This window comes from Janthinobacterium sp. GW821-FHT03A03 (genome assembly GCF_059421435.1).
The window spans coordinates 1,168,555-1,194,739 of record NZ_JBWKUZ010000001.1; the positions used below are offsets into that span (position 1 = coordinate 1,168,555).

23 protein-coding genes are annotated in these 26,185 nt (G+C 63.9%); 10 read left to right on the forward strand and 13 right to left on the reverse strand.

What is annotated here, in order from left to right; translation table 11 throughout:
* Positions 1–20: 20 nt before the first annotated feature.
* Positions 21–839, forward strand: a complete 819-nt coding sequence (locus tag AC07VI_RS05335) for a peptidoglycan-binding protein (protein ID WP_086145903.1) — start codon at positions 21–23, stop codon at positions 837–839.
* Positions 840–880: 41 nt separating this feature from the next.
* Complete coding sequence (locus AC07VI_RS05340) at positions 881–1,402, forward strand: CHAP domain-containing protein (protein ID WP_086145904.1); 522 nt, start codon at positions 881–883, stop codon at positions 1,400–1,402.
* 115 nt (positions 1,403–1,517) lie between these two features.
* Here AC07VI_RS05340 and purM read toward each other — a convergent pair whose 3' ends face one another.
* On the reverse strand, positions 1,518–2,561 hold the full coding sequence (purM, locus tag AC07VI_RS05345; RefSeq protein ID WP_086145905.1) for a phosphoribosylformylglycinamidine cyclo-ligase: 1,044 nt from the start codon (positions 2,559–2,561) through the stop codon (positions 1,518–1,520).
* 188 nt (positions 2,562–2,749) lie between these two features.
* Between purM and AC07VI_RS05350 the strand changes: the two genes are divergently transcribed.
* The 6 genes from AC07VI_RS05350 (at position 2,750) to panB (ending at position 8,217) form a co-directional block, all read left to right on the forward strand.
* A complete protein-coding gene (locus AC07VI_RS05350; RefSeq protein ID WP_099374091.1) occupies positions 2,750–3,832 on the forward strand; it encodes an AI-2E family transporter in 1,083 nt (360 codons plus the stop codon).
* 213 nt (positions 3,833–4,045) lie between these two features.
* Positions 4,046–4,714 (forward strand): DnaA regulatory inactivator Hda, encoded by a 669-nt coding sequence (gene hda, locus AC07VI_RS05355; RefSeq protein ID WP_086145907.1) that lies wholly within the window; start codon positions 4,046–4,048, stop codon positions 4,712–4,714.
* Positions 4,714–5,385 (forward strand): histidinol-phosphatase, encoded by a 672-nt coding sequence (locus AC07VI_RS05360; protein ID WP_086145926.1) that lies wholly within the window; start codon positions 4,714–4,716, stop codon positions 5,383–5,385. Before hda ends, AC07VI_RS05360 begins: the two co-directional genes overlap by 1 nt.
* On the forward strand, positions 5,378–6,757 hold the full coding sequence (gene pcnB, locus AC07VI_RS05365) for a polynucleotide adenylyltransferase PcnB (protein ID WP_086145908.1): 1,380 nt from the start codon (positions 5,378–5,380) through the stop codon (positions 6,755–6,757). The genes AC07VI_RS05360 and pcnB overlap by 8 nt, the downstream gene beginning before the upstream one ends.
* Positions 6,757–7,233, forward strand: a complete 477-nt coding sequence (gene folK / locus AC07VI_RS05370) for a 2-amino-4-hydroxy-6-hydroxymethyldihydropteridine diphosphokinase (protein WP_086145909.1) — start codon at positions 6,757–6,759, stop codon at positions 7,231–7,233. Before pcnB ends, folK begins: the two co-directional genes overlap by 1 nt.
* A 108-nt stretch (positions 7,234–7,341) precedes the next feature.
* Positions 7,342–8,217: a 3-methyl-2-oxobutanoate hydroxymethyltransferase gene (gene panB, locus AC07VI_RS05375; RefSeq protein ID WP_172404750.1), complete on the forward strand. Its 876-nt coding sequence runs from the start codon at positions 7,342–7,344 to the stop codon at positions 8,215–8,217.
* A gap of 97 nt (positions 8,218–8,314) precedes the next feature.
* Here panB and AC07VI_RS05380 read toward each other — a convergent pair whose 3' ends face one another.
* The 7 genes from AC07VI_RS05380 to AC07VI_RS05410 all read right to left on the reverse strand — a co-directional run bounded on the left by AC07VI_RS05380 (position 8,315) and on the right by AC07VI_RS05410 (position 16,564).
* Positions 8,315–9,802, reverse strand: a complete 1,488-nt coding sequence (locus AC07VI_RS05380) for an aldehyde dehydrogenase (protein ID WP_492996020.1) — start codon at positions 9,800–9,802, stop codon at positions 8,315–8,317.
* Between the two features lie 30 nt (positions 9,803–9,832).
* Positions 9,833–10,684: an ABC transporter permease gene (locus tag AC07VI_RS05385; protein ID WP_086145911.1), complete on the reverse strand. Its 852-nt coding sequence runs from the start codon at positions 10,682–10,684 to the stop codon at positions 9,833–9,835.
* On the reverse strand, positions 10,681–11,610 hold the full coding sequence (locus AC07VI_RS05390; RefSeq protein ID WP_086145912.1) for an ABC transporter permease subunit: 930 nt from the start codon (positions 11,608–11,610) through the stop codon (positions 10,681–10,683). Before AC07VI_RS05390 ends, AC07VI_RS05385 begins: the two co-directional genes overlap by 4 nt.
* 7 nt (positions 11,611–11,617) lie before the next feature.
* The gene (locus AC07VI_RS05395; RefSeq protein ID WP_086145913.1) at positions 11,618–12,766 is read right to left on the reverse strand and encodes an ABC transporter ATP-binding protein; all 1,149 of its coding nucleotides are present in this window, start codon (positions 12,764–12,766) and stop codon (positions 11,618–11,620) included.
* 137 nt (positions 12,767–12,903) lie between these two features.
* Positions 12,904–14,364, reverse strand: a complete 1,461-nt coding sequence (locus AC07VI_RS05400) for an aspartate aminotransferase family protein (protein ID WP_492996023.1) — start codon at positions 14,362–14,364, stop codon at positions 12,904–12,906.
* A gap of 10 nt (positions 14,365–14,374) precedes the next feature.
* Complete coding sequence (locus tag AC07VI_RS05405; protein WP_086145915.1) at positions 14,375–15,745, reverse strand: glutamine synthetase family protein; 1,371 nt, start codon at positions 15,743–15,745, stop codon at positions 14,375–14,377.
* Between the two features lie 54 nt (positions 15,746–15,799).
* Positions 15,800–16,564 (reverse strand): gamma-glutamyl-gamma-aminobutyrate hydrolase family protein, encoded by a 765-nt coding sequence (locus AC07VI_RS05410; RefSeq protein WP_099374087.1) that lies wholly within the window; start codon positions 16,562–16,564, stop codon positions 15,800–15,802.
* Between the two features lie 283 nt (positions 16,565–16,847).
* On the opposite strand from AC07VI_RS05410, the gene AC07VI_RS05415 reads away from it, so the two are divergent.
* The gene (locus AC07VI_RS05415) at positions 16,848–17,993 is read left to right on the forward strand and encodes an MFS transporter (RefSeq protein WP_086145917.1); all 1,146 of its coding nucleotides are present in this window, start codon (positions 16,848–16,850) and stop codon (positions 17,991–17,993) included.
* 4 nt (positions 17,994–17,997) lie between these two features.
* Here AC07VI_RS05415 and AC07VI_RS05420 read toward each other — a convergent pair whose 3' ends face one another.
* From AC07VI_RS05420 to AC07VI_RS05430, 3 genes are read right to left on the reverse strand one after another with little or no spacing between them, the layout of a single operon-like run.
* A complete protein-coding gene (locus AC07VI_RS05420) occupies positions 17,998–18,816 on the reverse strand; it encodes a hypothetical protein (protein WP_193068832.1) in 819 nt (272 codons plus the stop codon).
* Positions 18,813–19,379, reverse strand: a complete 567-nt coding sequence (locus tag AC07VI_RS05425) for a sigma-70 family RNA polymerase sigma factor (protein WP_492996026.1) — start codon at positions 19,377–19,379, stop codon at positions 18,813–18,815. Before AC07VI_RS05425 ends, AC07VI_RS05420 begins: the two co-directional genes overlap by 4 nt.
* Positions 19,380–19,428: 49 nt before the next feature.
* Complete coding sequence (locus AC07VI_RS05430) at positions 19,429–21,321, reverse strand: beta-propeller domain-containing protein (RefSeq protein ID WP_086147265.1); 1,893 nt, start codon at positions 21,319–21,321, stop codon at positions 19,429–19,431.
* Between the two features lie 173 nt (positions 21,322–21,494).
* Between AC07VI_RS05430 and gabD the strand changes: the two genes are divergently transcribed.
* Positions 21,495–22,949, forward strand: a complete 1,455-nt coding sequence (gabD, locus tag AC07VI_RS05435; RefSeq protein ID WP_086147264.1) for an NADP-dependent succinate-semialdehyde dehydrogenase — start codon at positions 21,495–21,497, stop codon at positions 22,947–22,949.
* 48 nt (positions 22,950–22,997) lie between these two features.
* Here gabD and AC07VI_RS05440 read toward each other — a convergent pair whose 3' ends face one another.
* Together AC07VI_RS05440 and AC07VI_RS05445 are read right to left on the reverse strand one after the other, a co-directional pair.
* Positions 22,998–23,621 carry a trimeric intracellular cation channel family protein gene (locus AC07VI_RS05440; protein WP_086147263.1) on the reverse strand — a complete coding sequence of 208 codons (624 nt, stop codon included), beginning with the start codon at positions 23,619–23,621 and terminating at the stop codon, positions 22,998–23,000.
* 4 nt (positions 23,622–23,625) lie between these two features.
* The gene (locus AC07VI_RS05445) at positions 23,626–26,055 is read right to left on the reverse strand and encodes a penicillin-binding protein 1A (protein WP_086147262.1); all 2,430 of its coding nucleotides are present in this window, start codon (positions 26,053–26,055) and stop codon (positions 23,626–23,628) included.
* Positions 26,056–26,185 lie beyond the last annotated feature (130 nt).

Below are 26,185 nucleotides of genomic sequence, written 5' to 3' on the forward strand. Positions count from 1 at the left end.
AATTTTAATAAGGAGGGGTAATGAAAAAAAGTCTATTGAAAATCAATAGCAGTGGCAGCGATGTTGTGGCCCTGCAATCGGCTCTGGCGGAACGCGGGTTCAATCCCGGTGCGCAAGATGGCATGTTCGGGCAGGCAACGGCCGCCGCCGTAGCCGCCTTCCAGGAAAGCGAGGGCTTGCTCATTGATGGCGAAGCTGGCCCCCGTACCTTGTCATTGCTTGACCTGTGCGACAACGATGACTTGCCTGACGTCAGGGCACAAGTTTCAGTCCAAGTGGTGAGCCAGATGTTTCCCGATACGCGCATCGATAACATCAAGCGCTATCTGCCGCCTGTGCTCGATGCATTGGGCAATCATGGCCTGGGAGACAAAATCATGGTATTGGCCGCGTTAGCCACCATCCGTGCAGAAACAGAAGCATTCTTGCCTGTCGATGAAGGCATTTCCAGATACAACACCTCCCCCTCTTCCAGACGGCCCTACGATTTGTATGACTACAAAAAAAGTCTGGGTAATCAGGGGCCGCCCGACGGCGACCGCTTTCATGGCCGTGGCTTCATCCAATTAACAGGTCGCGACAATTATGCACACTATGGAACGCGTTTGACGCCATCGCAAGATTTACTGAATGCGCCCGAGCGTGCGAATATGCCCGAATGTGCGGCCAATATCCTGGCTCTTTTTCTCGCGGATAAACAAATAAAAATAAAACAAGCATTATTGCAACACAACTTTATTTTAGCCAGAAAGCAGGTTAATAATGGCAGCAATGGCCTGGAACGCTTTACTTCCGCATATTTAGTCGGAGAAAAACTTATCAATAATGGATTCCAATAGCGAACCTGCGCTGGTATGCAATTTCACGAAAGGACGCGATCATGAACACAAGCATAGAAAAACTCATTTTTCTTGCACGTAAAGAAAAAGGGGTGCGCGAAGGCCCCATCAATAACACCGGACAGCGGATCGAAGAGTTTCAGTCAGCGACCTGGATGATGCCGGGTGCCTGGCCTTGGTGCGCAGCCTTTACAGCCTGGCTCATGCGCGAGTGGCTGCACGAAGAAAGCGTGCGTGACGCCTTGGGCATCGATTCCGTCAACGCTGCCGAAAAATGGCGCTGCCGTGACGCCAGTGCATTTGGCTGGGAAAAGTGGGCGGCACAGAAAAACATCGAGCTATTACCAGAAACTGAAGCCGCCAGGGCGGGCGATTTCGTTGTCTACGACTTTTCACATATTGGCTTGGTCATCAAGGATCAACCTTCTCTAGCTAGTGCGATCATGACAATCGAAGGCAATACCAACGGCAAGGGTGAGCGCGACAGCAATAGCGGGGATGGCGTATGGGAAAAAGTACGCGCGCCGTCGCTGACCAAATCGTACATCCGCCTGTTTGCGTGACGCCAGCAGCGGCATAAAAAAAGCAGGCACTCGACAGCGTGCCTGCTTTTCTTTCCTGCCAGTGTGAGGCAAGGCAAGAATACCTTGCCTCACATGCGCTCAGCGCCAGTAACGCTCAGATTACGATCGTCTGGTGCTCGTCACCCACGCGGGCGCGAATGGTGCCGATGCGCGAAACAGTTTCACCAGCCGCTTGCAGTTGGGCAATAGCGGCGTCCGCGTTTTCCGGCGAAACGATGACGGTCATGCCGATGCCGCAGTTGAAGACGCGGTGCATTTCGGCGTCAGCCACGCCGCCATGCTGCTGCAGCCATGTGAACAGCGGCGGCATGGTCCATGCCTTCGAGTCCAGCTCAGCCACCAGGCCAGACTGCAGCACGCGCGGGATGTTTTCCACCAGGCCGCCACCGGTGATGTGCACCATGCCCTTGACTTCCATGGCGTCCATCAGCGCCAGCAGCGGCTTGACGTAGATGCGCGTCGGCTGCATCAGCACGTCGGCCAGCTTACGGCCATGGAAGTCGCCTTCCAGGTCCGGCTTCGCCACTTCGATAATCTTGCGCACCAGCGAGTAACCGTTCGAGTGCACGCCGGACGAGGCCAGGCCCAGCACCACGTCGCCCGGGGCGATCTTGGTGCCGTCGATGATTTTCGATTTTTCCACGGCGCCGACGGCAAAACCTGCCAGGTCGTATTCGCCGGCCGGGTACATGCTCGGCATTTCCGCCGTTTCGCCGCCGATCAGCGCGCAACCCGCCTGTTCGCAACCCTGGGCGATGCCCTTGATGACGTCGGTGGCAATCGCCACGTCCAGCTTGCCGCAAGCGAAGTAGTCGAGGAAGAACAGCGGTTCGGCGCCTTGCACCAGGATGTCGTTGACGCTCATGGCGACCAGGTCGATGCCGACCGTGTCGTGGCGGTTCAGTTCGAACGCCAGGCGCAATTTGGTACCCACGCCGTCGGTGCCCGAGACCAGCACCGGTTCCTTGTACTTCTTGCTGATTTCAAACATGGCGCCAAAACCGCCCAGGCCGCCCATCACGCCTTCGCGCAGGGTGCGCTTGGCAAACGGCTTGATTGCTTCGACTAAAGCGTCGCCTGCGTCGATATCGACGCCAGCGTCACGGTAGGAAAGGGAAACATTAGAAGTCTGGTTCATGGTGTGGTGGCAGCGGAGGCGGTAAAATAGAAGGCGGATACCCGCCGGCACGCGCGCGCAACCATGTTCTTCAACATCGTGCGGCAAAGCGCCAGCGGGTGAATTCGGTCGATCAAGTCGCTATTTTATCAAACTGCCCCGCCATTTCGTAATTAACTGCCTTTTTTTAACGCAACAGCATAAACCACATGCCATTCGCCATCACCGCCGAACAGAAGCAGACAGCATTTTGGATCGCGGTCTGGCTGGCATTTTTGCTGCTGCTCGTCAGCCTGGGCCCCATCCTGACGCCCTTCCTGGCCGCCGCCATCCTCGCCTACGTGCTCAATCCCGGCGTGGACCGCCTGCAACGTCTGCACTACAAGCGCTTTCATTTGCCGCGGCCGCTGGCCGTGCTGGTCGTCGTGGTGTTGTTTTTCCTCGCCATCACGGCGCTCGTGCTGATCGTCGTGCCTGTGTTGCAAAAGGAAATCCCCCTGCTGCAGGCGCAAATCCCCCAATTCCTGAGCAAGGCGAACGAGTTGCTGGCGCCGAAACTGCGCGACCTGGGCATCCGCGTGCGCCTCGACGGCACGGGCATCAAGCGCATGCTGAGTCAGCAGATGGCCACCAGCGGCGATGAAATCTGGAGCACGGTGCTCGCCTCGGCCCGCATCGGCGGCACGGCCGTGCTGGGCTGGCTGGCCACCGTGGTGCTGATTCCCGTGGTGCTGTTCTATCTGTTGCTGGACTGGCATCCGATGCTGGCGCGCATCGCCGGCGCCGTGCCGCGCCGCTGGGTCGGTCGCACCGTGGGCATGGCGCAGGAAGTCGATACCCTGCTGGCGCAATACCTGCGCGGCCAGCTGCTCGTCATGCTGGTGCTGGCCACGTATTACTCGGTGGCGCTGGCCATCGCCGGTTTTGAGGTCGCATTGCCTGTGGGCATCATCACGGGCTTGCTGGTCTTCATTCCCTACCTGGGTTTCGGCCTGGGGCTGGTGCTGGCGCTGATCGCCGCCCTGCTGCAGTTTGCCGACTGGAGCGGCGTCATCGCCGTCGCCGTCATCTATGGCTGCGGCCAGGTCATCGAAGGCTTTTTCCTCACGCCGCGCCTGGTGGGCGAGCGCATCGGCCTGAATCCGCTGGCCGTGATCTTCGCTTTGTTGGCCTTCGGACAATTGTTTGGTTTCGTCGGCGTTTTACTCGCTTTACCCGCTTCTGCCGTCCTGATGGTCGCTTTTAAGCATCTAAGACGCCACTACCTGTCCAGCACCTTCTATAATGCGTGACAAGGTGACTGACATAAGCTACTGCGTGTCGCACTTTGCGGCCGGCAATGCTCACCGTACTCAAGTATGGTTGCGCTTCTCGGCTACAAATCGCTGCCGCTCGCTACGCTTTTGTCAGGCGCTCGATACGACTACAATGTTAAATTAATAAAAATCCAATAACAGCGACGACGACGCACAAGCAGTAATGAAAAACAGGACAAGGCGTACGCCATGAAACAACTGGTGCTCGATTTAGGCACAGACCAGGCGCACAGCCTCGATACCTTCGAGGTGGGACAGAATGCCGAAGTGGCGCAGCTGATGCGCCAGTTCGCCGCGCGCACCTCGCGCGAGCATTTTGCCTACCTGTGGGGCGAACTGGCCGCCGGCAAGAGCCACCTGCTCAAGGCCCTGGCCAGCACCGAGCGCGCGCGCTATATTTCGCCATTCTCGATCGAGTCCGAATTCGTGTATTCGCCCGACGTGGATTTGTACCTGCTCGACGACTGCGAAAAACTGTCGCCGCTGGCGCAGATCGACGCCTTTGCCCTGTTCAATGAAATCCGCGCCAACCAAGCCTTCATGGTGTGCAGCGGCGCCGTGCCGCCCGCCGTGCTGCCCGTGCGCGAAGACTTGCGCACGCGCATGGGCTGGGGCCTGATCTACCAGATCCATGGCTTGACGGACGATGAAAAAATCGCCGCCCTGACCCAGGCGGCCGCCACCCGCGGCTTGACCTTGTCGCCGGGCGTGTTACCCTATCTGCTGTCCCATTTCCGGCGCGACATGCGTTCGCTGTCGACGATGCTGGACTCTCTCGACCTCTACTCCCTTGAAACCCAACGCCCGATCACCTTGCCATTGTTGCGCGAGTTGCTGCAGGCGGAAGCGAAAGAATGATGAATCTGGCCCTGTTTGACCTCGACCACACCCTGCTGCCCATCGACTCGGATCACGAGTGGGGCGAATTCCTGGTACGCATCGGTGCCGTGGACGCCGCCGAATTCACCCGCCGCAACGACGAATTTTTCGCGCAATACCAGGCCGGCACGCTCGACCCGGTGGAATACCTGGAATTCTCGCTCGGCACCCTGGCGCAATTTCCGCGCGAACGCCTGGAAGCGCTGCACCGCCAATTCATGGCCGAAGTGGTCTTGCCGGCCATCCGCCCGGAAGTCGTCGCACTGCTGAAACAGCACCAGGACGCGGGCGACCTGCTGGCCATCGTCACGGCCACCAACCATTTCATCACCAAGCCCATCGCCGATGCGCTGGGCGTCGAGCACCTGCTGGCCGCCATGCCCGAATATGACGCGCAAGGCAATGTCACGGGCAAGCTGCTGGGCACGCCGACCCTGGGCGCGGGCAAGCTGACCCACACCCACGCCTGGCTGGAAAAGATGGGCAAGGAACTGGGGCAGTTCGAGCGCAGCTATTTTTACAGCGATTCGCACAACGACATTCCCCTGCTGTCGGTCGTGACCCACCCGGTCGCGACCAACCCCAACACCGCTTTGAGCGCACACGCATCCCTCCACGGCTGGCCATCACTCCACTTATTCAATGATTAAAAAATTCATCCGCAAGATCCTCGGCGTTAAAAAAGAGGCAGCGCGCGACACCACGGCCCCCATCGTGCTCGGTCCCGCGCAACACGGAATCGACCCGAAACTGGTGTCGTCGAATGCCATCCGCGTCACCAGCAGCCTGCAGGAAGCGGGCTTCGAGGCCTTCGTCGTCGGCGGCGCCGTGCGCGACCTGCTGCTGGGTGTCAAACCCAAGGACTTCGACATCGCCACCAACGCCACGCCGGAACAGGTGAAGCGCTTGTTCCGCCGCGCCTTCATCATCGGCAAGCGCTTCCAGATCGTGCACGTGATGTTCGGCCAGGATTTGCTGGAAGTAACGACCTTCCGCGGCGCCGGCGCCGACTCCGCGCCCAAGGATGAACATGGCCGCGTCCTGCGCGACAACACCTTCGGTCTGCAGCACGAGGACGCGCTGCGCCGCGACTTCACCATCAACGCCATGTACTACAACCCGGCCACGCAGGAAGTGCTCGATTACCACGGCGGCGTGGAAGACATCCGCGCCCAGACCCTGCGCATGATCGGCAAGCCGGAAGAGCGCTACCGCGAAGACCCCGTGCGCATGCTGCGCGTGGTGCGCTTCGCCGCCAAGCTGAAATTCACCATCGAGCCGCACACGGCCGCGCCGATTCCCGTCATGGCGCCGCTGATCAACAACGTGCCGGCCCCGCGCGTGTTCGACGAAATGCTGAAACTGCTGATGAGCGGCCACGCGCTGGCGTGCCTGCAGCAGCTGCGCAAGGAAGGCTTGCACCACGGCCTGCTGCCGCTGCTCGACGTGGTGCTGGAGCAGCCGCTGGGCGCGAAATTCGTCACCCTGGCGCTGGACGCCACGGACCAGCGCATCGCCGCCGGCAAGACCGTCTCGCCGGGCTTTTTGTTTGCCTCGCTGCTGTGGCACCAGGTGCTGGAAAAATGGACGGCCTACCGCGCCGCCGGCGAGTCGACCATCCCCGCGCTGCACCTGGCGGCCGACGACGTGCTCGATTCGCAGACGGAAAAACTGGCCCTGCAGCGCAAGATCGGTTCCGACATGCGCGACATCTGGTCGATGCAGCCGCGCTTCGAGCGCCGGGTCGGCAAGGCGCCGTACAAATTGCTCGAGCACCTGCGCTTCCGCGCCGGCTACGACTTCCTGCTGCTGCGCTGCGCCTCGGGCGAGATCGACATGGACATCGGCGAATGGTGGACGGCCTTTTATGAGGGCGACGAGGAAACGCGCGAAGCGCTGCTGGTCAGCGCCAATGCCGCACCGGGCGCCGCCAAGAAAAAGCGCCCGCCACGCCGCAGCACGCGCAGCAAATCGAATACCGGCGGCGGAAGCACCTCCACCGGCAGCACCAGCGGCGAATAATGCAAGTTATCGCTTACATCGGCATCGGCGCCAACCTGGGCGATGCGCGCGCGAACGTGCAGGATGCGATCGCGCGCCTGGCGCGCCTGCCCGGCGCATCCCTCGTGGACGCCTCGGCCAGCTACCGCACGGCGCCCATCGATTCCAGCGGTGACGACTATATCAACGCCGTGGCGCGCATCACGACCACCCTGCCGGCCGAAGCGCTTTTGCAGGCCCTGCATGCCATCGAGGCGGCGCACGGGCGCGAACGGCCCTACCGCAACGCCCCGCGCACCCTGGACCTGGACTTGCTGCTGTACGGCGATGCACAGATCGCCAGCGCCACCCTGACGGTACCGCATCCGCGCCTGACGGAGCGCGCCTTCGTGCTGGTGCCGCTGCTGGCCCTGGCGCCCGCCATCGTCGTGCCGGGACGCGGGCCGGCGCAGCACTACCTGGCGGGCGTCGCTGACCAGGCCATCAGCGAGCTCTGAGCGCCACGCGGCATTGCTCTACAATGCCGCCCCTGCACGCCGCCATATAAAGTACTACACTAGCGGCGTCGCAATAGCATAACCCCCCTTTCACTCTAGAGAATACCTATGTCCGCTTATTTGCAAGGAACAGATCTGGCCGCCAAAGACAAGGCCGCCACACCGGCGCCGGCGCCATCCAAGCCTGTCGCCAACAAGGCCGTGACCATCCATACCCTGGCCACGCTGCGCGCCGCCGGTGAAAAGATCACCATGCTGACCTGCTATGACGCCAGCTTCGCGTCGCTGATGGACCGCTGCGGCGTGGAGATCCTGCTGATCGGCGATTCGCTCGGCATGGTCTGCAACGGCCTGAACTCCACCCTGCCCGTCACCGTGGCCGAACTGGCCTACCACACGGCTTCCGTGGCGCGCGGCAGCAAGTCGGCCATGATCCTGGCCGACCTGCCGTTCGGCGCGTACGGCACGCCTGAAACGGCTTACGCCAACGCCGTCATCCTGATGCAGGCGGGCGCGCACATGATCAAGATCGAAGGCGGCGCCTGGCTGGCCGAGACCGTCCGTTTCCTCACCGAGCGCGGCATCCCCATCTGCGCCCACATCGGTCTGACGCCGCAATTCGTGCACCAGCTGGGCGGCTATAAAGTGCAGGGCAAGAGCACGGAAAGCGCCGCCGAACTGAAAAACGACGCGCTGACGCTGCAAAACGCGGGCGCGGCCATCGTGCTGATGGAAGCCATGCCGTCGCAACTGGGCAAGGAAGTGACCGACATGCTGACGATCCCCACCATCGGCATCGGCGCCGGTCCCGACTGTTCGGGCCAGGTCCTCGTCATGCACGACATGCTGGGCGTGTTCCCAGGCCGCAAGGCGCGCTTCGTGCGCAACTTCATGGAAGGCGCGGCCAGCATCGACGACGCCGTCACCGGCTATGTCAAGGCCGTCAAGGACGGCAGCTTCCCGGCGCTGGAACACTGCTTCTGATTGTGCCTGGCGAGCCACTGATTGGCACTTTAGTCCGCAAATAAAATCTGGGTCAGACCCGTCGGGTCTGCCCCAGGCTTTTAAGACAACAATTCCGCTATCCCACCTGTATCCACGTCGTCTTCAGCTCCGTGTACTTGTCCAGCGCGTGCAACGACTTGTCGCGCCCGTTGCCCGACTGTTTATAGCCGCCGAACGGCACGGTGATATCGTCGCCGTCGTACTGGTTGACGTGCACGGTGCCCGCGCGCAGGGCGCGCGCCGTCTGGATGGCCTTGCTGATGTCCGAGGTCCACACGGCCGCCTGCAAGCCGTATGGCGTCGCATTGGCCTGCTTGATGGCTTCGGCGATATTCGTAAAGCCCAGCACGGACAGCACGGGCCCGAAAATCTCTTCGCGCGCGATCGTCATGCCGGCGTCCACACCGAAGATGGTCGGCTGCACGTAATAGCCGCCCGTATCAAGGCGCACGGCGTCGCCGCCGCCGAGCAGCTGCGCGCCTTCGTTCTTGCCGGCCGCGATATAGCCCATCACCGTATTCATCTGCGTGGCGTCGACGATGGCGCCCATGACCGTGGCTTCGTCGAGCGGGTCGCCGGGCTGGAAGCGGGGCAGCATGGCCAGCGCCTTGGCGATAAATTCATCCTTGATCGATTCTTCCACGAACAGGCGCGAGGGCGCATTGCAGCTTTCGCCCTGGTTGAAAAAGATGGAGCCGACGGCGGCCGCGACGGCCTTGTCCAGGTCCGGGCAATCGGCGCACACGATGTTGGCGGACTTGCCGCCCAGCTCAGTCCACGCCCGTTTCAGGTTCGACTGGCCCGCCATCTGCACGATCAATTTCCCTGTGCGCGTGGAACCCGTAAAGCCGATGCAATCGACGTCCATGTGCTGCGCCAGCGCGGCACCGGCCTCGTTGCCGTAACCGGGCAGCACGTTGAAGACGCCCTTCGGCACGCCCGCTTCCAGCGCGATGTCGGCCAGGCGCAGCGCCGTCAATGGCGATTTTTCCGACGGTTTCAAGATCACGCTGTTGCCGGCCGCGAGGGCCGGCGCGATCTTCCAGGCAGCCATGATCATCGGGTAATTCCACGGCACGATGGCGGCGACGACGCCCACCGGTTCGCGCGTGATCAGGGCCAGGCTGTTGGCGGGCGTCGGGGCGATTTCATCGTAGACCTTGTCGATCGCCTCGCCATACCAGCGCAGGCAGTTGGCCGTGGCGCCCACGTCCACGCTCTGGCTGTACTTGATCGGCTTACCCATGTCCAGGGTTTCCAGCAGGGCCAGCTCGGGACCGTATTTCTGCACCAGGTCGGCGAACTTGATCAATATCCGCTTGCGCTGCGCCGGCGATTTCCCCGCCCAGCGGCGGTCGTCAAAGGCGGCGCGCGCGGCCTGCACGGCCGCCTCCACGTCGGCGCCGTCGCAGCGGGCCACCTGTCCCAGCAAGCGCCCGTCGATGGGCGACAGATTGTCGAAAACCTGGCCGGACCTGGCCGCGACCCGTTCGCCGTTGATGACAGCGCGGCCATCGATCTTGATCTCTGCGGCCCGTGCGTGCCAACTGGTGTTTTCCGTCATGGTCGTCTCCTGTGTCAGTTTACAAGCAGCTTACTCCTGGTCCAGCGAATAGGGCGCAGACATCTGCTTGCGGCGTCTGCGGTCGGCGCGCGCCAGCATCACAGCGTACGCGATCACGGCGAGCGTCACGACGAGGATGGTCAGCGCGGCGATGGCATTGACGCGCGGGTCGAGTCCCAGGCGCGCGCGAGAGAAAATCACCAGCGGCATCGTCGTCGAACCGGGGCCGGACAGGAAAGCGGACAGCACCACGTCGTCGAGCGACAGGGTAAATGTCAGCAGCCAGGCTGAGGCCAATGCCTGCGTGATGTTCGGCAGGGTCACGAGGAAGAACACCTGGTGCGCTCGGCAACCAAGGTCCATGGCCGCTTCCGCCAGCGATTTGCTCATTTCCTGCAGGCGCGACTGCACCACCACGGCCGCATACGCCATGCCCAGCAGGGTGTGACCGAGCCAGATGGTCAGCACGCCCCGCTCGGGAAAACCGAAGACCTTTTGCATGGACACCAGCATCAGCAGCAGCGACAGGCCGATGATCACTTCCGGCATCACCAACGGCGCGCTGACCATGGCTGAAAACACCGTGCGGCCACGGAAGCGCTGGTAGCTGGTCAAGGCAAAGGCGGCGAAGGTGCCGAGGATGACGGACGAAGTGGCCGACATGAAGGCGATCTTCAGGGACAAGCCGAAGCCCGAAATGATCTCCGTGTCACTCATCAACTCGCGGTACCAGCGCAGCGAGAAGCCGCTCCACACCATGTCCTGGCGCGAGCTGTTGAACGAAAAGACGATCAGCACGATGATGGGCAGGTACAGGAACAGGTAGCCGAGCGAGAGCCAGCCGCGCCCGAACCAGCGCTGCAGGAAGGTACGTCCGTTCATGTGCGCTCCTCCGCGTCCTGGTCGGTCTTGTATTTGTTAAAAATGGCCATCGGCACGAGGATCAGCAGGATCACCAGCACCGTCACCGACGAGGCCATGGCCCAGTCGTTATTGGTGAAATATTCATCCCACAGCACGCGGCCGATCATCAGGGTTTCCGGGCCGCCCAGCAGCTCGGGAATCACGTATTCGCCCACGGAGGGAATGAACACCAGCATGGCGCCGGCGATGATGCCCGACTTCGACAGAGGCACGGTGATGCGCCAGAACGCCTGCAGGGGCGTGGCGCCCAGGTCCGCCGCCGCTTCCAGGAAGCGCACGTCCATTTTGACCAGGTTGGCGTACAGGGGCAAAATCATGAACGGCAGATAGGCGTACACCATGCCGACCACCAGCGAAAACGAGGTGTTCATCATGTGCAGCGGCTCCTGCACCACGTCCAGCGCGATCAATAGATCGTTGAGCAGGCCGTGGTTGGCCAGGATGCCCTTCCACGCATACACGCGCAGCAGGAACGAGGTCCAGAACGGCAGCATTACCAGCATCATCAGCACCGGGCGAATCGATGGCCTGGCGCGCGCCATGAAGTAGGCGAACGGGTAGCCGATGAAGAGGCAAATGGCGGTGGTGATGGCCGCGTACTTGATGGAACTGAGGTAGGTGAGCAGATACAGTTCATCGGCGGCGATGAACAGGTAGTTGGCGATTTTCACCTTCAATACGACGATGCCGTCGACGTACGACAGCAGGCCGCCGAACGGACTGCCCGCCGTGTCCATGTCGGACAAGCTGATGCGCAGCACGATCAGGAACGGTATTAAAAAGGCGGCCGTCAGGAACAGCGCCGGCACGGCGATGACGGCGTTGCGCCCAGTGACCCAGCGCAGGGGGACGAGCTTGCGCAGCGATTGCAGAATAGACGTCATGATGGCCTCAGCTGGTCAGCACGACGATGTCGGCGCCATCCCACCACACCCACACGCGCTGCTCGCGCTCAAGGCGCGCGGCGTCGTGGCGGGCCGCGTTGGTGCGCGAGACTTTCACCACCGTGCCGCTGTCGAGGCGCACGTGGTAGCTTGTTTCATTGCCAAAATACGCCATGGCGACAATCACGCCCTGGGCGCAGTTGTAGCCGTGTTCCTTTGGTGACGCCCGCTCTTCCAAAGCGGGCGGTTCGGTCTGGATGCCGATTTTCTCGGGGCGCACGGCCACCGAGACATCCATGCCCAGGTTGCCCGTGATGCCATGCGCGACATAGTGGCGGCCATCGGGCGTGTCGATGACCACGTGATCGGGTTCGTCTTCCGTGATGCGGCCATCGAACAGATTGACGCTGCCGATGAAGTCGGCCACGAAGCGGCAGTTCGGCGTTTCATAGATTTCGCCCGGCGCGCCCACTTGCAGGATGCGCCCTTCGCTCATGACGGCGATGCGCGTGGCCATGCTCATGGCCTCGTCCTGGTCGTGCGTGACCATTACGCAGGTGACGCCCACCTGCTCGATGATGTTGACCAGTTCCATCTGCGTGCGTTCGCGCAGTTTCTTGTCGAGCGCGCCCAGCGGCTCGTCGAGCAGCAGCAATTGCGGACGCTTGGCCAGGCTGCGCGCCAGCGCCACGCGCTGCTGCTGGCCGCCCGACAGCTGGTGCGGCTTGCGCTTCGCATACTGCCCCAGCTGCACCAGCGCCAGCATCTGCTCGACCCGCGCCGCCACTTCCGCTTTCGGCAAGCCGTCGCGGCGCAGGCCGAAGGCGATGTTGTCCCACACGGACAAATGGGGGAACAGCGCATATGACTGGAACATCATGTTGATGGGCCGCTGGTGCGGCGGCACATCGACGATGCTGCTGCCCGCCAGGGCGATGCGCCCCGAGGTCGGCGTCTCGAAACCGGCCAGCATGCGCAGCAGGGTCGACTTGCCGCAACCTGAACTGCCCAGCAGGGCGAAAATCTCGCCCTTGTTGATCGTCACGGAAATACCATCGACGGCGCGCACGCCATCGAATTCCTTGACCAGCTGATCAATCAGCAAGAAAGGCGCTTGGGCGTCGCTGGCCGACGCGGCAGGTGTTGCTATCGTCATGTGTGGGTAGCTTCTGGGTAAAAGGGTGTCAAAATGAAAAACTGGCCACTACAGGAGCGGCCAGGATGGAAGTTTAGCGGAACTGCCGCCATTGCGGTCCAAAAAATACGCAGATGGCGGCAAAATGGGGCAAAAACCTACACCCAGCCCTTCGCCTTCACCTCGTCATACGTCTTGTCCAGGCATAGCCGTATCAATGCGACCATCTCGTCGATCTGCGCGCGCGTCATGACCAGGGGAGGGGCGACGATCATGCGCTCGCCCACGGCGCGCATGATCACGCCGTTGTCGAACATGTGGCCGCGGCAGATCATGCCCACGCCCTGGTCCTCGTCGAACAGCTCGTTGTCGTGCACGGTGGCGCCCTTGCGGCGCACCAGGTTCAGGCCCGCGACCAGGCCGCAGCTGTCCGCGTAGCCCACCAGCGGATGCTCGCCCAGGCTGGCGAAGCACTGTTTCAGGTAGGGTCCCGTGTCGTTAGCCACCTTGGCCACCAGTTGCTCTTCCTCGATGATGCGGATGTTTTCCAGCGCCGCCGCGCAAGCGACTGGATGGCCCGAATACGTGAAACCGTGCGTGAATTCGCCGCCTTGCTCGATCAGCACCTTGGCCACCCTGTCGCCCACCAGCACGCCGCCCAGGGGCACATAGCCGGAAGTGACGCCCTTGGCAAACGTGATCAGGTCGGGCTTGATGCCGAACAGCTCGGAGCCGAACCAGCGCCCAAGGCGGCCGAAGCCGCAGATGACTTCATCGGCGATGAGCAAAATGCCGTACTTGTCGCAGATGCGGCCAATTTCGGGCCAGTAGGTCGATGGCGGGATGATGACGCCGCCCGCGCCCTGTACCGGTTCGCCGATGAAGGCGGCGACCTTGTCGGCGCCGATTTCCAGGATCTTGTCTTCCAGCCAGCCGGCCGCTTTCAAGCCGAAGGCTTCCGGCGTCAAGCCGTGGCCCGACTCCAGGTAACTGGGCTGGCCGATATGCGCGATGCCCGGTATCGGCAAGCCGCCTTGCGCGTGCATGCCGTCCATGCCACCCAGCGACGCCCCCGCCACCGTGCTGCCGTGATACGCGTTGTGGCGGCTGATGACGGTATGGCGCTCCTTGTAGCCGAGGATATCCCAGTAGCGGCGCACCATGCGCAGATTCGTGTCGTTGCCCTCGGAGCCGGAACTGGTGAAGAACACGTGCTGAAACTGCGGCGGAGAGATTTGCGCCAGCTTGGCCGCCAGCTGCGCGGCCGGCACGTTGGTCGTGCCAAAGAAGCTGTTATAGAAGGGCAGCGTCTCCATCTGCCGGTACACGGCTTGCGAGATCGATGTGCGGCCATAGCCCACGTTGACGCACCACAGGCCCGACATGCCGTCGACGATCTTCCTGCCCTGGCTATCCCACAGGTAGACGCCGTCGCCGCGCACCATCACGCGCGCGCCCTTGCTTGCCAGGTCCTGGAAATCGGTGAACGGGTGCAGGTAGTGGGCCGAGTCCATTTTCTGGATGGCGGCCGTGTCATACACCTGCGGCGCCGCATTCTTTTGCGCCACGGAGGCGACCAGGGCGGCGCCTGGCGCCAGCGGATTGTTGGATGTGCTCATAGGTGATCCTTTATACGTGCAGTAAGAGATGCTCGCGCTCCCACGGACTGATGACGGTCATGAATTCCTGGTGCTCGAGGTCCTTGATGGCCGCATACACGTCGATGAAGCGCTCGCCCAGCACCGTGCGCAGCTTGTCTTCCGCGCGCAGCAGTTGCAGGGCCTCGGGCAAGCCTTGCGGCAGCTCGAACTTCATGTCGTAGGCACTGCCCACCATCATCGGCGTCGCTTCCAGCTGCTCCGTCATGCCCAGGTAGCCGCAGGCCAGGGTGACAGCCAGCGCCAGGTAGGGATTCGCGTCGGCGCCGATGATGCGGTTTTCCACGCGCCTGTCCTGCACGCCCGACTCGGGCACGCGGAAGCCCACCGTGCGGTTGTCCAGGCCCCACTGGATGTTGATCGGCGCGGCCGTGTGGCGCACGATGCGACGGTAGGAATTCACGTAGGGCGCGACGATGGCCATGGCCGACGGCATGTAGCGCTGCAGGCCCGCGATGTAATGCTTGAAGATGGGCGCGGCCGAACCGTCCTCGTTGCTGAAGATGTTCAGGCCCGTCTTCGCATCCGTCACGCTCTGGTGCACGTGCATGGCGGAACCCGGTTCGCCCGCCATGGGCTTGGCCATGAAGGTGGCGTACATATCGTGTTTTAACGCCGCTTCGCGCAGGGTGCGCTTGAAGAAGAAGACCTTGTCGGCCAGGCCCAGCGGATCGCCGTGCAGGAAGTTGATTTCCATCTGCCCCGCGCCGATTTCGTGGATCAGGGTATCGACGTCAAGGTTCATCAGTTCGCAGTAATCGTAGATATCCTCGAACAGGGGATCGAACTCGTTGACGGCGTCGATGCTGTACACCTGGCGGCTCGTCTCGGCCCGGCCGCTGCGGCCAATGGGCGGTTTCAATGGCAAGTCGGGGTCCGTGTTCTTCGCCGTCAGGTAGAACTCCAGCTCCGGCGCCACCACGGGTTTCCAGCCCTTGTCCGCATACAGTTTCAGCACGCGGCGCAGCACGGAGCGGGGGGCGAAATCGACCAGCATGCCGTCGGCGAAATAGCAGTCGTGGATGACTTGCGCGGTGGGATCGGTAGCCCACGGCACCATGGTGATGGTGGTGGGATCAGCCTTTAAAATCATGTCGCGGTCGGTGCTGGAAATGGCTCGGTCGTAGCCGCCGTCATCGACGGGATAATTGCCCGTCACCGTCATGCCCAGCACCGCTTCCGGGATGCGCATGCCGCGCTCCTGGGTGAATTTCCCGCGCGGCAGGATCTTCCCCCGCGCCACTCCCGTCAAGTCGGGCACCAGGCATTCGATTTCCGTGACGCGCTTTTCATTGAGCCACAAATCCATATCCGTATAGGTGAAATTTTCGCGTATTGCCATGTTTCCCTCTCGCTGGTCTTGATCAAACACCGCGTGCTGCGGGCGGTGCGCCTGTCATCCTGTCTTCCTGTGCTGTTCCTGGTAATCGCGGCAGGCCTGGCCGAAGCCATCGAACAGGCGCATCGACTGCGGGTTGTCTTCCACCTGCCATTCCGGGTGCCATTGCACGGCCAGGCTAAAACCGGCGGCGCTGGCCACCGTGTAGGCTTCCACCAGGCCGTCGTCGGCCAGGGCATCCACCAGCAAGCCATCTGCCAGCCGGGCGATGCCCTGACCATGCAGGGAATTGACCATCATCTCGCTCTCGCCGCCCAGCAGCCGTGACAGCACGCCGTCGGGCATCAGCTTGATGCGGTGCGCGGGCGCGTACTGGCGCTGCAGTGGATCGAGCACGTTCTCGCGGTGATCCATCATGCCCGGCACCGCATGCACGGCCTGGTGCAGGCTGCCGCCCAGGGCCACGTTGACTTCCTGGAAGCCGCGGCAGATGGCCAGCAGCGGCAGCTGGCGCGCCAGCGCAGCGCGGATCAGGGGCAAGGTAGTGGCGTCGCGCGCGGGGTCTTGCGGCAGGTCGGGATGCAGGATGTCTTCGCCATACAGGCGCGCATCGACGTTCGAGGCGGAACCGGTCAGCATGACGCCGTCTGCGACCTGCAGCGCCGCTTCCAGGTCCGCAGCCGCGCCCAGGGCGGGCAGCAGCAGCGGCATGCAGCCGGCGCCGTGCAGCACGGCGTGCAGGTATTTGTCCTGCGCCATGTGCCAGGCGTGGCTGCCCAGCTGGCGCTGGCAGGCGGGAACGAGAACGATGGGACGGCGCATAGAGTGCTACCTCGCTGGCGTGACGATCCAATGACAGCGCATGACAGCGCTGCCGCTCGCTTCACTGTACAGCAGAGCCGGAGGCAGCGGCCACACCGATGGGCATGGCCAGCAGCGGCGCATATCGCCTACACTACGGCTTTGCAATATTGTCTTTATTAAAATCATCATATGCCCGTCCGGCGCCAAATACCAGCGCCGCAGGCAAAGTCCCCCACTTTCCCATGCATCCACACCGTTTTCCAGCCTTCCCGAACACCTCTTTCACCCTGCAGGGGCAGCCATGAAGCACATGCCGTGGCGCGACTTCTTCGCCCTCGTGGTCAGCATCGGCGTGGTCGGCCTGGGCCTCGGCGCCACCATGCCGCTCACCGCCCTGACCCTGCACCAGCGCGGCGTGGGCACGGACATCATCGGCATGATCACGGCCGTCAGCGCCCTCGGCATCCTGGCCGCCTCGCCGTTCGTCTCGCGCTGGGTGGGGCGTTTCGGCGCGCGCGCCACCATGCTGGGCGCCGTCTGGGTGGCCTCGCTGGCGACGATCGCCATGCAGTTCACCGACCACCTGCTGGCGTGGAGCGTGCTGCGTTTCCTGTTCGGCGGCGCCATGGGTGTGCTGTTTACCATCGGCGAGGCGTGGGTCAACCGCCTGGCGCCCGACAATTCGCGCGGTCGCGTGGTGGCCATGTACACCACCAGTTTTACGTTTTTCCAGCTGATCGGCCCCGCCCTCGTGGCCCTCTTCAACGACCAGATTTCGTGGAGCTTCGCCGCCTGCGGCCTGCTGTTTCTGCTGGCCGTGCCGGGCCTGATGCTGATCTCGAACAGCGGCCCGGAAAAGGAGCCGGAAGAACATGGCGTGAAGTGGACCCTGATCCTGCCGCGCATGCCGATGATCGTGCTCGGCGCCGCCTTCTTCGCCCTGTTCGACACGCTGGCATTGAGTCTCCTGCCGCTGTACGCGATGGAGCACGGCATCGGCACCGACCTGGCCCTGCTGTCGGCCACCGTGGTGCTGGTGGGCGACACGGGCCTGCAATTTGCGCTGGGATGGATGGCCGACCGCTTCGGACGCGCCAGGGTGCACGCAGGCTGCGGCGTGGCCGTCTGCCTGCTGCTGCCGCTGCTGCCGTTCGCCGTCGGCACGCCGTGGCTGTGGTGGACCCTGCTGCTGTTGCTGGGCGCGGCGGCGGGCGGCATCTACATGCTGGCGCTGGTGGCCTGCGGCGAGCGCTTTACGGGACTGTCGCTGACCAGCGCCAGCGCCATCGTCAACGCCACCTGGGGTGTGACCAGCGGCGGCGGACCTCTGCTGACGGGCATCCTGATGCAATCGGCGGGCGTGAACGCCTTGCCGGCCGTGATGTGGGTATGCGCCGCCATTTTCGTCGGCAGCGCCGTGTGGGAGCGCAGGAAGGGGATCGTGTAACGCGCTACTTCGGTATTTTTTCCAGGCGCTGCCGCAGCTCCTCGGCCACCGGATAGTCGGGATAGGCTTGCCGGAACGCCGTCCACTCCTCCTGCGCCAGGGTACCCTCGCCCGCCTTGAGCAGGGCCTCGATCTTCATCAGCCACACGGAGGCGTCGAGCTTTGCCGGCGGCGGCAGCGGCGCGGAGCGGGCCGCCACCGGAGCGGGCATGGCCAGCGCGCGCGGCACCGGCGCCTGACGCTGCAGGCCGGCCTCGGCCTGCATGGCGGCTTGCCGCTCGATTGCCGCAGCAGGCGCCGGCGGGGGCGGCGGCGCAGGAGGAGCCACGGGTACGGTCGCCGCCAGCGGGGGTGCTGACGGCACGGCTGCTACCGGCTCGGCCTGCACCGGCGGCCTCGGTGCCGCCTTGGCCATGGCGCGCGGTGCCGGCGGCGGCGGCGCGGACTCAGTCGCAGGTGCAGCGGCCGGTGCGGATTCCCGCATCACCTCCTGCGTGACCGGTTCCCCGACTACGGGAAACTGCGCCGGCTTCGAGCCGAACCAGTCCACGCCGATCAGGTTTACCGTCAGCAGCACGGCAGCGGCCAGCCCCAGCGGAACGCGCCAGCGCTGCAGATAGTCCGGTGATTTCTTGGCCGGCAGAGTGCGCAGCACGCCATCGGCGCAGTCGTTGGCCGCTGCCAGCTGGTGCAAGGCTTTTTCCGCGTCGGCCAGGATGGCCGCATCGAGCGCGCTGGAAGGCGCCGGCTGCGGCAGGCTGGCCAGCAGCGCGGTCAATTCCTCGTCATTCGGTTCGTCGTGATCTCGATCGTGGGTATTCATGCCTGTCCTCCCGCGCCAGCGGCGCTGTCCAAGCCCGCGCGCAATTTCTGCATGGCGTAGCGCAGCCGGCTCTTGACGGTTTCCGCTTCCGCCCCCGTCACCGCGGCGATCTCGAGGATGCTCATGCCGCTGAACTGCTGCAGCACCAGCGCTTCCTTCTGTTCCGCCGGCAGTGCGGCGATGGCCGCATGCAGCCGCGCGTGCTGCTGTTTCTGCTCCAGCGACTGCGGCGGCGAGGCGCCCTCGTCCGTCAGTTCGCCTGCGTCACCGTGGTCCTGTCCTTCCCGCTGGCGCAGGAGGTCGATCAGGCGGTTGCGCGCGATCTGGTACAGATAGGTGCGAAACGCCGCCTGCGGCTGGTAGCCGGCGCGCGCCGCATGCAGGCTGGCCCACGCATCCTGCACGATCTCGTCCACCCACGCGCGGCGCGGCGAACGCCAGGCGACGAAGCGGTACAGGCCCTGGCTATGGCGCCGGTACAGCTCGCGAAACGACGGCAGGTCGCCGGCGCTGTAGCGCAGCATCAGGTCTTCATCCGTCGCGGTCAGTAAGGTATCGGGCATGCGGACCAGTGTAGCCGAACTACGCGGCAGCGGCAATTTCCCTGCGCCTTCAGCGTACAGTGGACGCAACGGGCGCATAGCTGATGCGGCGCACTTCTCGGATCTGTCCATCCTTGAGCACCCCTTCCACCAGTTCATAGCCGAGCAGGGCGAAGACGCGGCCCTGCAGGAACAGGGGACGCGCATTGCCGTACCAGTCCACGCAGGACGCGCGGCAGCCGTCGTCCGGCGCCTGGCCTGGCCGCGCCGCCAGCGCGCCCAGTTCCGTCAATGTCAAACCGCTGTTGCGCAGATACAGGACGGCTGCTCCTGACTTGTTGAGGCCAGGCCGCTCGTCCGCGCCCAGGATCGGCAGGCCGATCACGCCCTCGCTTGCCGTGTGCGGCTTGTAGAAAAAGCCGTGGCTGCGCGACTCGCCCTGCGCCGCGTCGGCGCGGATGTAGCGCGTGGCGACCGCCGCCTGCGCCCCCAGGCCGATGGTGCTGAAATGCAGATCCTTGCCCTGCGCGCCGATCACCATGGCGTCATTACCCAGCGCCTCGATGCGCTCCACGCCGTGCGGCAGGGACAGGGCTTGCACGCTGCCCGCATCGGCCCAGCGCACCGCATACAGGGGCTGGCGCGGCCAGGCCTGGTCCGCCTTGCGGCGTCCCGCATTGCCGGGATTGCCGTACAGCAAATACGCTCCCACATAGCGGTTCTGCAGACCGTAGCCGCCGCCGGGCAGCGGCGTGTAGCTGCCGGCGGGCGCACTGTCGCGGCCATCGGAAAACGACGCCAATGGCACGCGCAGCAGGGCCATGTCGCCACGCCCCCGCGCGCCATCCCACATGGCGTCGCCCTGGCCCTCGGCGCGCAGCAGGACGTTCAGGTGGCCATCGGGGCTTTCCATGAACGAGAACTGGTCGACGGGCGCACCGGCCACCTTCAGGGCGCTGGGCGCCGAGCCGTCGAGGGGAATGCGGAACACGCCCGAGTCGCTGCCACGGCGCGTGGTCCACACGAAAACGGATTCGCCCGACACATAAAATACGCGCCCCTGCGGCCCCATCACGGCGGTCGCTTCGCAGCGCATGTCGCGCTGCGCCAGGTCGCACACGGTGACAGTATGCAGGGCCAGACCAAAGCCCGGTTCGGGCTCGTCATCGGTGCGGTAGATGCGCGTGGCAGGGGCGATGCGCTTGAAGTCGGACGGCACGGCGTCGGGGCGCCAGCGGCGCAGCGCGGGAAAGCCGCCAAACGGGTCGCCCCGGCGCAAGTTCAGCGACAGGGGCGAGTAGAACACCAGTTTGCTGCCGATCAGACGGCTGGCGTAGTTGCGCGAGGAGTAGTAATCGTTGGAGCGCAAGTGATACGTGGAGCGGTAGGCCAGCTTGCCTTCCGCGTTGACGTCGAACAGGCCGATCTCCGTGCCGCCCCGGCTGTAGCTGTAGCCGATCACCACCACCGTGTCGCCATCGATCAGCATCTCGTCATACCAGCTGCCCGACGGATCGCTGCCCGGCGCGAACGCATCGAGCGCCGCGACGGGCTGCAGGGCCTTGTCCCCCACCTGCACCGTAAACAGCTTGCCGCGCCTGAGCATCACCAGGTGCTTGCCATGCAGCTTGACGATGCCGCCTTCGTCCACGCCCGCCGTCTGCACGTTGGTGACCGATTCGGCCGCCTCTGCCGATGCTGCCGGCGCGGCTTTCGCCGCCATCGGCGCTGGTGCTGGCGGCGGCGCAGGCGCCATCGCCGTGTACTGCGCCGTGGCGCGCTGCAGTTTCTGCTGTTCCCTCTGCAGTGCCGCCTGGCGCGCCTGCAGCTGCTGCAGGTAGCTGCTCAAGGCCTGCTCGCTGGCGAACGGCGCCAGGGTCTTGCGCGGCGCCGTGCCGGCGGCGTGGCTGGCTGCCGACAGCAGCAAAGTCAGTATCAGGGTGGTCTTGAGGACGGTGAACATCGCTTCGGCTCCGGTTGGCTGGGATGATGACCATGAAACGGCAAGCGAGACGAAACAGGGTTAAAGATGGTCAAATATTCTTTGACGGTGCGCCGCCGCACATGAGGCGCAATCGTGCGCCAGGCAAAAAGGACTACCATGGAGTATCACGCAACCCTTGCTGAAAGCCTGCCATGCTCGCACTGAACGACCCGGCGCTGCTGCGCCAGCAATGCTATCTGAACGGACGATGGCTCGATGCCGATGACGGCAAGCGCGCCGCGGTCCGCAATCCCGCCACGGGCGAAGTGATCGGCCACGTGCCCGTGATGGGCACGCAGGAAACAAGAAGCGCCATCGCCGCGGCCAACGCCGCCTGGCCCGCCTGGCGCAAGAAGAGCGCGAAAGAGCGCGCCACGGTGCTGCGCCGCTGGAACGACCTGATACTGGAAAACGCGGACGACCTGGCGCTGATCATGACGACGGAACAGGGCAAGCCCCTGCCTGAAGCCAGGGGCGAAGTGCAGTACGCGGCATCCTTCATCGAATGGTTCGCCGAAGAGGGCAAGCGCGTCGCGGGCGACACCCTGCAGTCGCCGTGGCCGGACCGGCGTATCGTCGTGACCAAGGAGCCGATCGGCGTGTGCGCCGCCATCACGCCATGGAACTTCCCCGCTGCGATGATCACGCGCAAGGCAGGGCCGGCGCTGGCGGCCGGCTGCCCGATGCTCGTCAAGCCGGCCGGCATGACGCCGTTTTCAGCCCTGGCGCTGGCCGTGCTGGCCGAACGCGCGGGTGTGCCTGCGGGCGTGTTCAATGTCATCACGGGTTCCTCGCAGGAGATCGGCGACGAAATGACATCCAATCCCCTCGTGCGCAAGCTCAGTTTCACGGGATCGACGGAAGTGGGCCGCATGCTGATGCGCCAATGCGCGCCGACGATCAAGAAGCTGTCGCTGGAACTGGGAGGCAATGCGCCGTTCATCGTCTTTGACGACGCCGACCTCGATGCGGCAGTGGAAGGCGCCATCGCATCAAAATACCGCAACGCGGGCCAGACCTGCGTGTGCGCCAACCGCTTGTACGTGCAGGATGGCGTGTACGAGGCGTTCGCGCAAAAGCTGGTGGCAGCCGTACAAAGACTCAAGGTGGGCAATGGCGTCGACGAGGGCGTCACGCAAGGCCCGCTGATCGAGGAAAAGGCCGTGAAAAAGGTGGAGCAGCACGTGGCCGACGCGCTGGCCAAGGGTGGGCGCCTGCTGCTGGGCGGCAAACGCCATGCCCTGGGTCACAGCTTCTTCCAGCCCACCGTGATCGCCGATGTGACGAGCGACATGCTGGTCGCCAGCGAAGAGACATTCGGACCGCTGGCGCCCCTGTTCCGCTTCCACACGGACGAGGAAGCCGTGGCGCTGGCAAACGACACGGAATTCGGCCTGGCGGCCTATTTCTATTCGCGCGACATCGGCCGCATCTGGAAAGTCGCCGAAGGCCTGGAATCCGGCATGGTCGGCGTGAACACGGGCCTGATCTCGACGGAGGTGGCGCCGTTCGGCGGCGTCAAGCAGTCGGGCCTGGGCAGGGAGGGATCGTCGTACGGGATCGACGATTACCTGGTCATCAAATACATCTGCATGGGCGGTATTTAACGATTTGCCCGGTGCCGCGCCGGTGCGTCATCCGGCATGGCGCCGCCGCTATTCGAATCCCCGGATCCTGTCGCCGTTGAAATTCGGCAGGCGCCACTCGAAGTGCAGGGCCAGGAAGCGGAACAAAAAGCCCGCGCCGATGGACGACAGCTGCGCCACCGAGCTGTCGACCTTGAAGTACAGCAAGCCGACATACAGGCTGCCCGTAAACAAGGCCACGGTGGCATACACTTCGCGCTGCAGCACGAGAGGAATCTGGTTGCACAGGATGTCGCGCAGCAGGCCGCCGAAGACACCCGTGATCATCCCCGCCAGCACGACGATGGCCGGGTGCATCTTGGCCGACATGGCGATGTCGCAGCCGATCACGCAAAACGCCACCAGGCCCAGGCCATCGACCAGCAGGAAGATGGCGCGCAGATGGTGCAGATAGCGCGCGACAAAGGCCGTCACGATGGCCGCGCCGATGGTAAACAGCAGGTATTCGGGATGCGCGATCCAGCCCAGCGGATAGTGCCCCAGCAGCACGTCGCGCACGGTGCCGCCACCGAGCGCCGTGACGGTGCCGATCATGCAGATGCCGAACAAATCCATGCCGCGCCGCATGCCCATGATGGCGCCGGACATCGCTTCGGCGACAATCGCCACCAGGTAAATCGTATATAACAGCATGGTCTTACTCTTCCGAAAATGATTTGAGAATTTGTTCGCGCTCGCGCGCTTCGCTCAGGGTGCGGGCCTCGCTCATGCCCGCGCTGGAGCCGCCGGCGCCAGTTTCACCGTGCGCCATGCGCGTATCGGCAGCACCGCTGCCGCAGCCGACGCTGCTGTGGATAAAAGCGAAGTTATCCTTCAGGCAGTCGCCGGCCAGGTATTCGGCGTAGACGTAGTCGCCATCGAGCAGGGCCAGGCCAGGCGGTTCGGCCAGCACCTGTTCGCGGCGCCCCTGCACGGCCACCTGCATGTAGTCGCGCCAGACGGGCAGCGCCAGCGTCCCCCCGGTGGCGTTGCCCAGGCTTCTCGGCTGGTCGTAGCCGAGCCAGACGACGGAAACGAGGCCCGAGGAATAGCCGGCGAACCAGGCGTCATACGCATTGTTCGAGGTGCCCGTCTTGCCGGCCGCGTCGCCGCGCCCGAGCGCCAGCGCGCCGCGTCCCGTGCCGCTCTTGACGACGTCGCGCAGCATGCTGTCCATGACGTAGGCGTTGCGCGTGGAAATGACCTGCGTGCCCGGCGCCGGTACGCCTTTGGCGCGCGGCGCCGCGTCGCTGAACAACACCGCGCCGCCGCGGCTGCGCACTTCCTTGATCAGCTTTGGCGGCATCTGCACGCCGCCGTTGGCGAACACGGCATACGACTGCGCCAGCTGCAGCGGCGTGACGGCGCCCGCGCCCAGCGCCAGCGGCAGAGAGACAGGATTGCGCGCGCCCTCGAAGCCGAAGCGCGTGGCGTAGTGCTGCACGTAACCGGGGCCGGCGGCCTGCATCAGGCTGACGGCCACGAGGTTTTTCGAGCGCACCAGGCCGCGCCGCACGCTGATGAAGCCTTCATAGTTGTTGCCGTAATTGCGCGGACGCCACGGTTGCGCACCCGTTTCCTGCGGCAGCAACAGGCGCTGCGTATCGTCCACGGCCGTGCCGGGGAAGTATCCTTTTTCCAGCGCCGCCGAATACACGAAAGGCTTGAAGCTGGAGCCGGGCTGACGGTAGGCTTGCATGGCGTGGTTGTAGTGGTTGCGGTAAAAATCGAAGCCGCCCGCCATGGCGACGATTTCGCCGCTGTGCGCCTCGACGGAAATGAGCGCGCCTTCCATCTCGGGCAGCTGGCTCACCAGCCAGCGCTTTTTGGCCGCATCGTGCACCACTCGGATGACGCTGCCCTCGACGATGGCGCGCTTGCCGTCGAGCGGCAGCTTGCCGCCCAGGCGCGCGTCCGATGCCGCCAGCACGATCTCGTCGCCATTGCGCAGCTGCGCCTTGACCTGGCGCGCACCGGCACTCTCCACCTTGCGTACCAAGGCGGCGCGCAACTCTCCGCTGTCCGGGTAGGCGGCCAGCTGGCGCGCCACGCTGTCTGCGGAGGCGGCCAGGCGGGCTTCCGGGCCGCGATAGCCGCGCCGCGCCTGCGCGTTCAGCAAGCCATCGCGCAGCGACTTGTCGGCCGCGCGCTGCGGCGCCATGCGGATGGTGGTGGTCACGTCCAGGCCCATGCTGTAGGCGCCTTCCGGATAGCTTTGCAAAATCAGCTGGCGCGCTTCCTCGACCGCATACGCGGCCGCATGCACGGAGCTGTTGCGGTCCTTGTTCAGGGCCAGCTTTTCCGCCACGGCGGCCGTGTATTCGGCCGGCGTGATGTAACCGAGTTCGCGCATGCGCTGCAGGATGTAATGCTGGCGCACGGTGGCGCGCTGGGGATTGGCGACGGGGTTGTAGGCCGAAGGCGCCTTTGGCAAGCCGGCCAGCATGGCCGCTTCGGCGATGCTCACTTCCGCCAGCGGCTTGTCAAAATAAATGTTCGAGGCGGCGGAAAAACCGTAGGAGCGTTCGCCCAGATAAATCTGGTTCATATACAGTTCCAGCAGCTTGTCCTTGCCATAGTGCTGTTCCAGCTTGTAGGCGAGCAGCATCTCCGTCAGCTTGCGCTGCACGGTCTTTTCGCGCGACAGAAAAAAGTCGCGCGCCACCTGCATGGTGATGGTGCTGGCGCCCTGCGCGTGGTGGCCCGTGACGACGTTGGCCAGCGTTGCGCGCGTCAAGCCATAAAAGTCCACGGCGCCATGCTCGTAGAAGCGCGCATCCTCGATGGCCAGCAAGGCCTGGCGCATGCGCAGGGGGATGTCCTTCAAGGGCAGAAATTCGCGGCGCTCTTCGCCGTACTCGGCCAGCAGCTCGCCTTCGCTGGAGAAAATACGCAGCGGCAGCGCGGGCTTGTACTGGGCCAGGTGCTCGACGGCCGGCAAGTCCTGCCACGCCTGGCGCAGCCACCAGCCGCCCGCCAGGGCAGCGGACAAGCCCAGGCCCAGGGTCAATCCCAGGCCGAATTTCAGCTTGCGCGCCAGCTTAGACTGCGGCTTGCGGGTGGGAGGGGTTTGCGTTTGGGCTTCCATGTGGTGCTTCCTTTGCTGCCAGGAGGCGGCGCGCAGGCGCGCGGCACTCCATCAAAGAGGTATTGTGCACCGCAACACGCCCATCCTTATCAAAAGTAAGTATTATTTAGTATTGATAAATTTTTCTTAT

Bases quoted from the DNA above. Each gene is read 5' to 3' on its own strand.
- AC07VI_RS05410 (WP_099374087.1), bottom strand. From the start codon at position 16,564: ATGCGCCGTCCCATCGTTCTCGTTCCCGCCTGCCAGCGCCAGCTGGGC.
- AC07VI_RS05415 (WP_086145917.1), top strand. From the start codon at position 16,848: ATGAAGCACATGCCGTGGCGCGACTTCTTCGCCCTCGTGGTCAGCATC.
- AC07VI_RS05380 (WP_492996020.1), bottom strand. From the start codon at position 9,802: ATGACGGAAAACACCAGTTGGCACGCACGGGCCGCAGAGATCAAGATC.
- gabD (WP_086147264.1), top strand. From the start codon at position 21,495: ATGCTCGCACTGAACGACCCGGCGCTGCTGCGCCAGCAATGCTATCTG.
- purM (WP_086145905.1), bottom strand. From the start codon at position 2,561: ATGAACCAGACTTCTAATGTTTCCCTTTCCTACCGTGACGCTGGCGTC.
- AC07VI_RS05395 (WP_086145913.1), bottom strand. From the start codon at position 12,766: ATGACGATAGCAACACCTGCCGCGTCGGCCAGCGACGCCCAAGCGCCT.
- AC07VI_RS05390 (WP_086145912.1), bottom strand. From the start codon at position 11,610: ATGACGTCTATTCTGCAATCGCTGCGCAAGCTCGTCCCCCTGCGCTGG.
- pcnB (WP_086145908.1), top strand. From the start codon at position 5,378: ATGATTAAAAAATTCATCCGCAAGATCCTCGGCGTTAAAAAAGAGGCA.
- AC07VI_RS05360 (WP_086145926.1), top strand. From the start codon at position 4,714: ATGAATCTGGCCCTGTTTGACCTCGACCACACCCTGCTGCCCATCGAC.
- folK (WP_086145909.1), top strand. From the start codon at position 6,757: ATGCAAGTTATCGCTTACATCGGCATCGGCGCCAACCTGGGCGATGCG.
- AC07VI_RS05350 (WP_099374091.1), top strand. From the start codon at position 2,750: ATGCCATTCGCCATCACCGCCGAACAGAAGCAGACAGCATTTTGGATC.
- panB (WP_172404750.1), top strand. From the start codon at position 7,342: ATGTCCGCTTATTTGCAAGGAACAGATCTGGCCGCCAAAGACAAGGCC.
- AC07VI_RS05405 (WP_086145915.1), bottom strand. From the start codon at position 15,745: ATGGCAATACGCGAAAATTTCACCTATACGGATATGGATTTGTGGCTC.
- AC07VI_RS05440 (WP_086147263.1), bottom strand. From the start codon at position 23,621: ATGCTGTTATATACGATTTACCTGGTGGCGATTGTCGCCGAAGCGATG.
- AC07VI_RS05400 (WP_492996023.1), bottom strand. From the start codon at position 14,364: ATGAGCACATCCAACAATCCGCTGGCGCCAGGCGCCGCCCTGGTCGCC.
- AC07VI_RS05335 (WP_086145903.1), top strand. From the start codon at position 21: ATGAAAAAAAGTCTATTGAAAATCAATAGCAGTGGCAGCGATGTTGTG.
- AC07VI_RS05385 (WP_086145911.1), bottom strand. From the start codon at position 10,684: ATGAACGGACGTACCTTCCTGCAGCGCTGGTTCGGGCGCGGCTGGCTC.
- hda (WP_086145907.1), top strand. From the start codon at position 4,046: ATGAAACAACTGGTGCTCGATTTAGGCACAGACCAGGCGCACAGCCTC.
- AC07VI_RS05425 (WP_492996026.1), bottom strand. From the start codon at position 19,379: ATGCCCGATACCTTACTGACCGCGACGGATGAAGACCTGATGCTGCGC.
- AC07VI_RS05340 (WP_086145904.1), top strand. From the start codon at position 881: ATGAACACAAGCATAGAAAAACTCATTTTTCTTGCACGTAAAGAAAAA.
- AC07VI_RS05430 (WP_086147265.1), bottom strand. From the start codon at position 21,321: ATGTTCACCGTCCTCAAGACCACCCTGATACTGACTTTGCTGCTGTCG.
- AC07VI_RS05445 (WP_086147262.1), bottom strand. From the start codon at position 26,055: ATGGAAGCCCAAACGCAAACCCCTCCCACCCGCAAGCCGCAGTCTAAG.
- AC07VI_RS05420 (WP_193068832.1), bottom strand. From the start codon at position 18,816: ATGAATACCCACGATCGAGATCACGACGAACCGAATGACGAGGAATTG.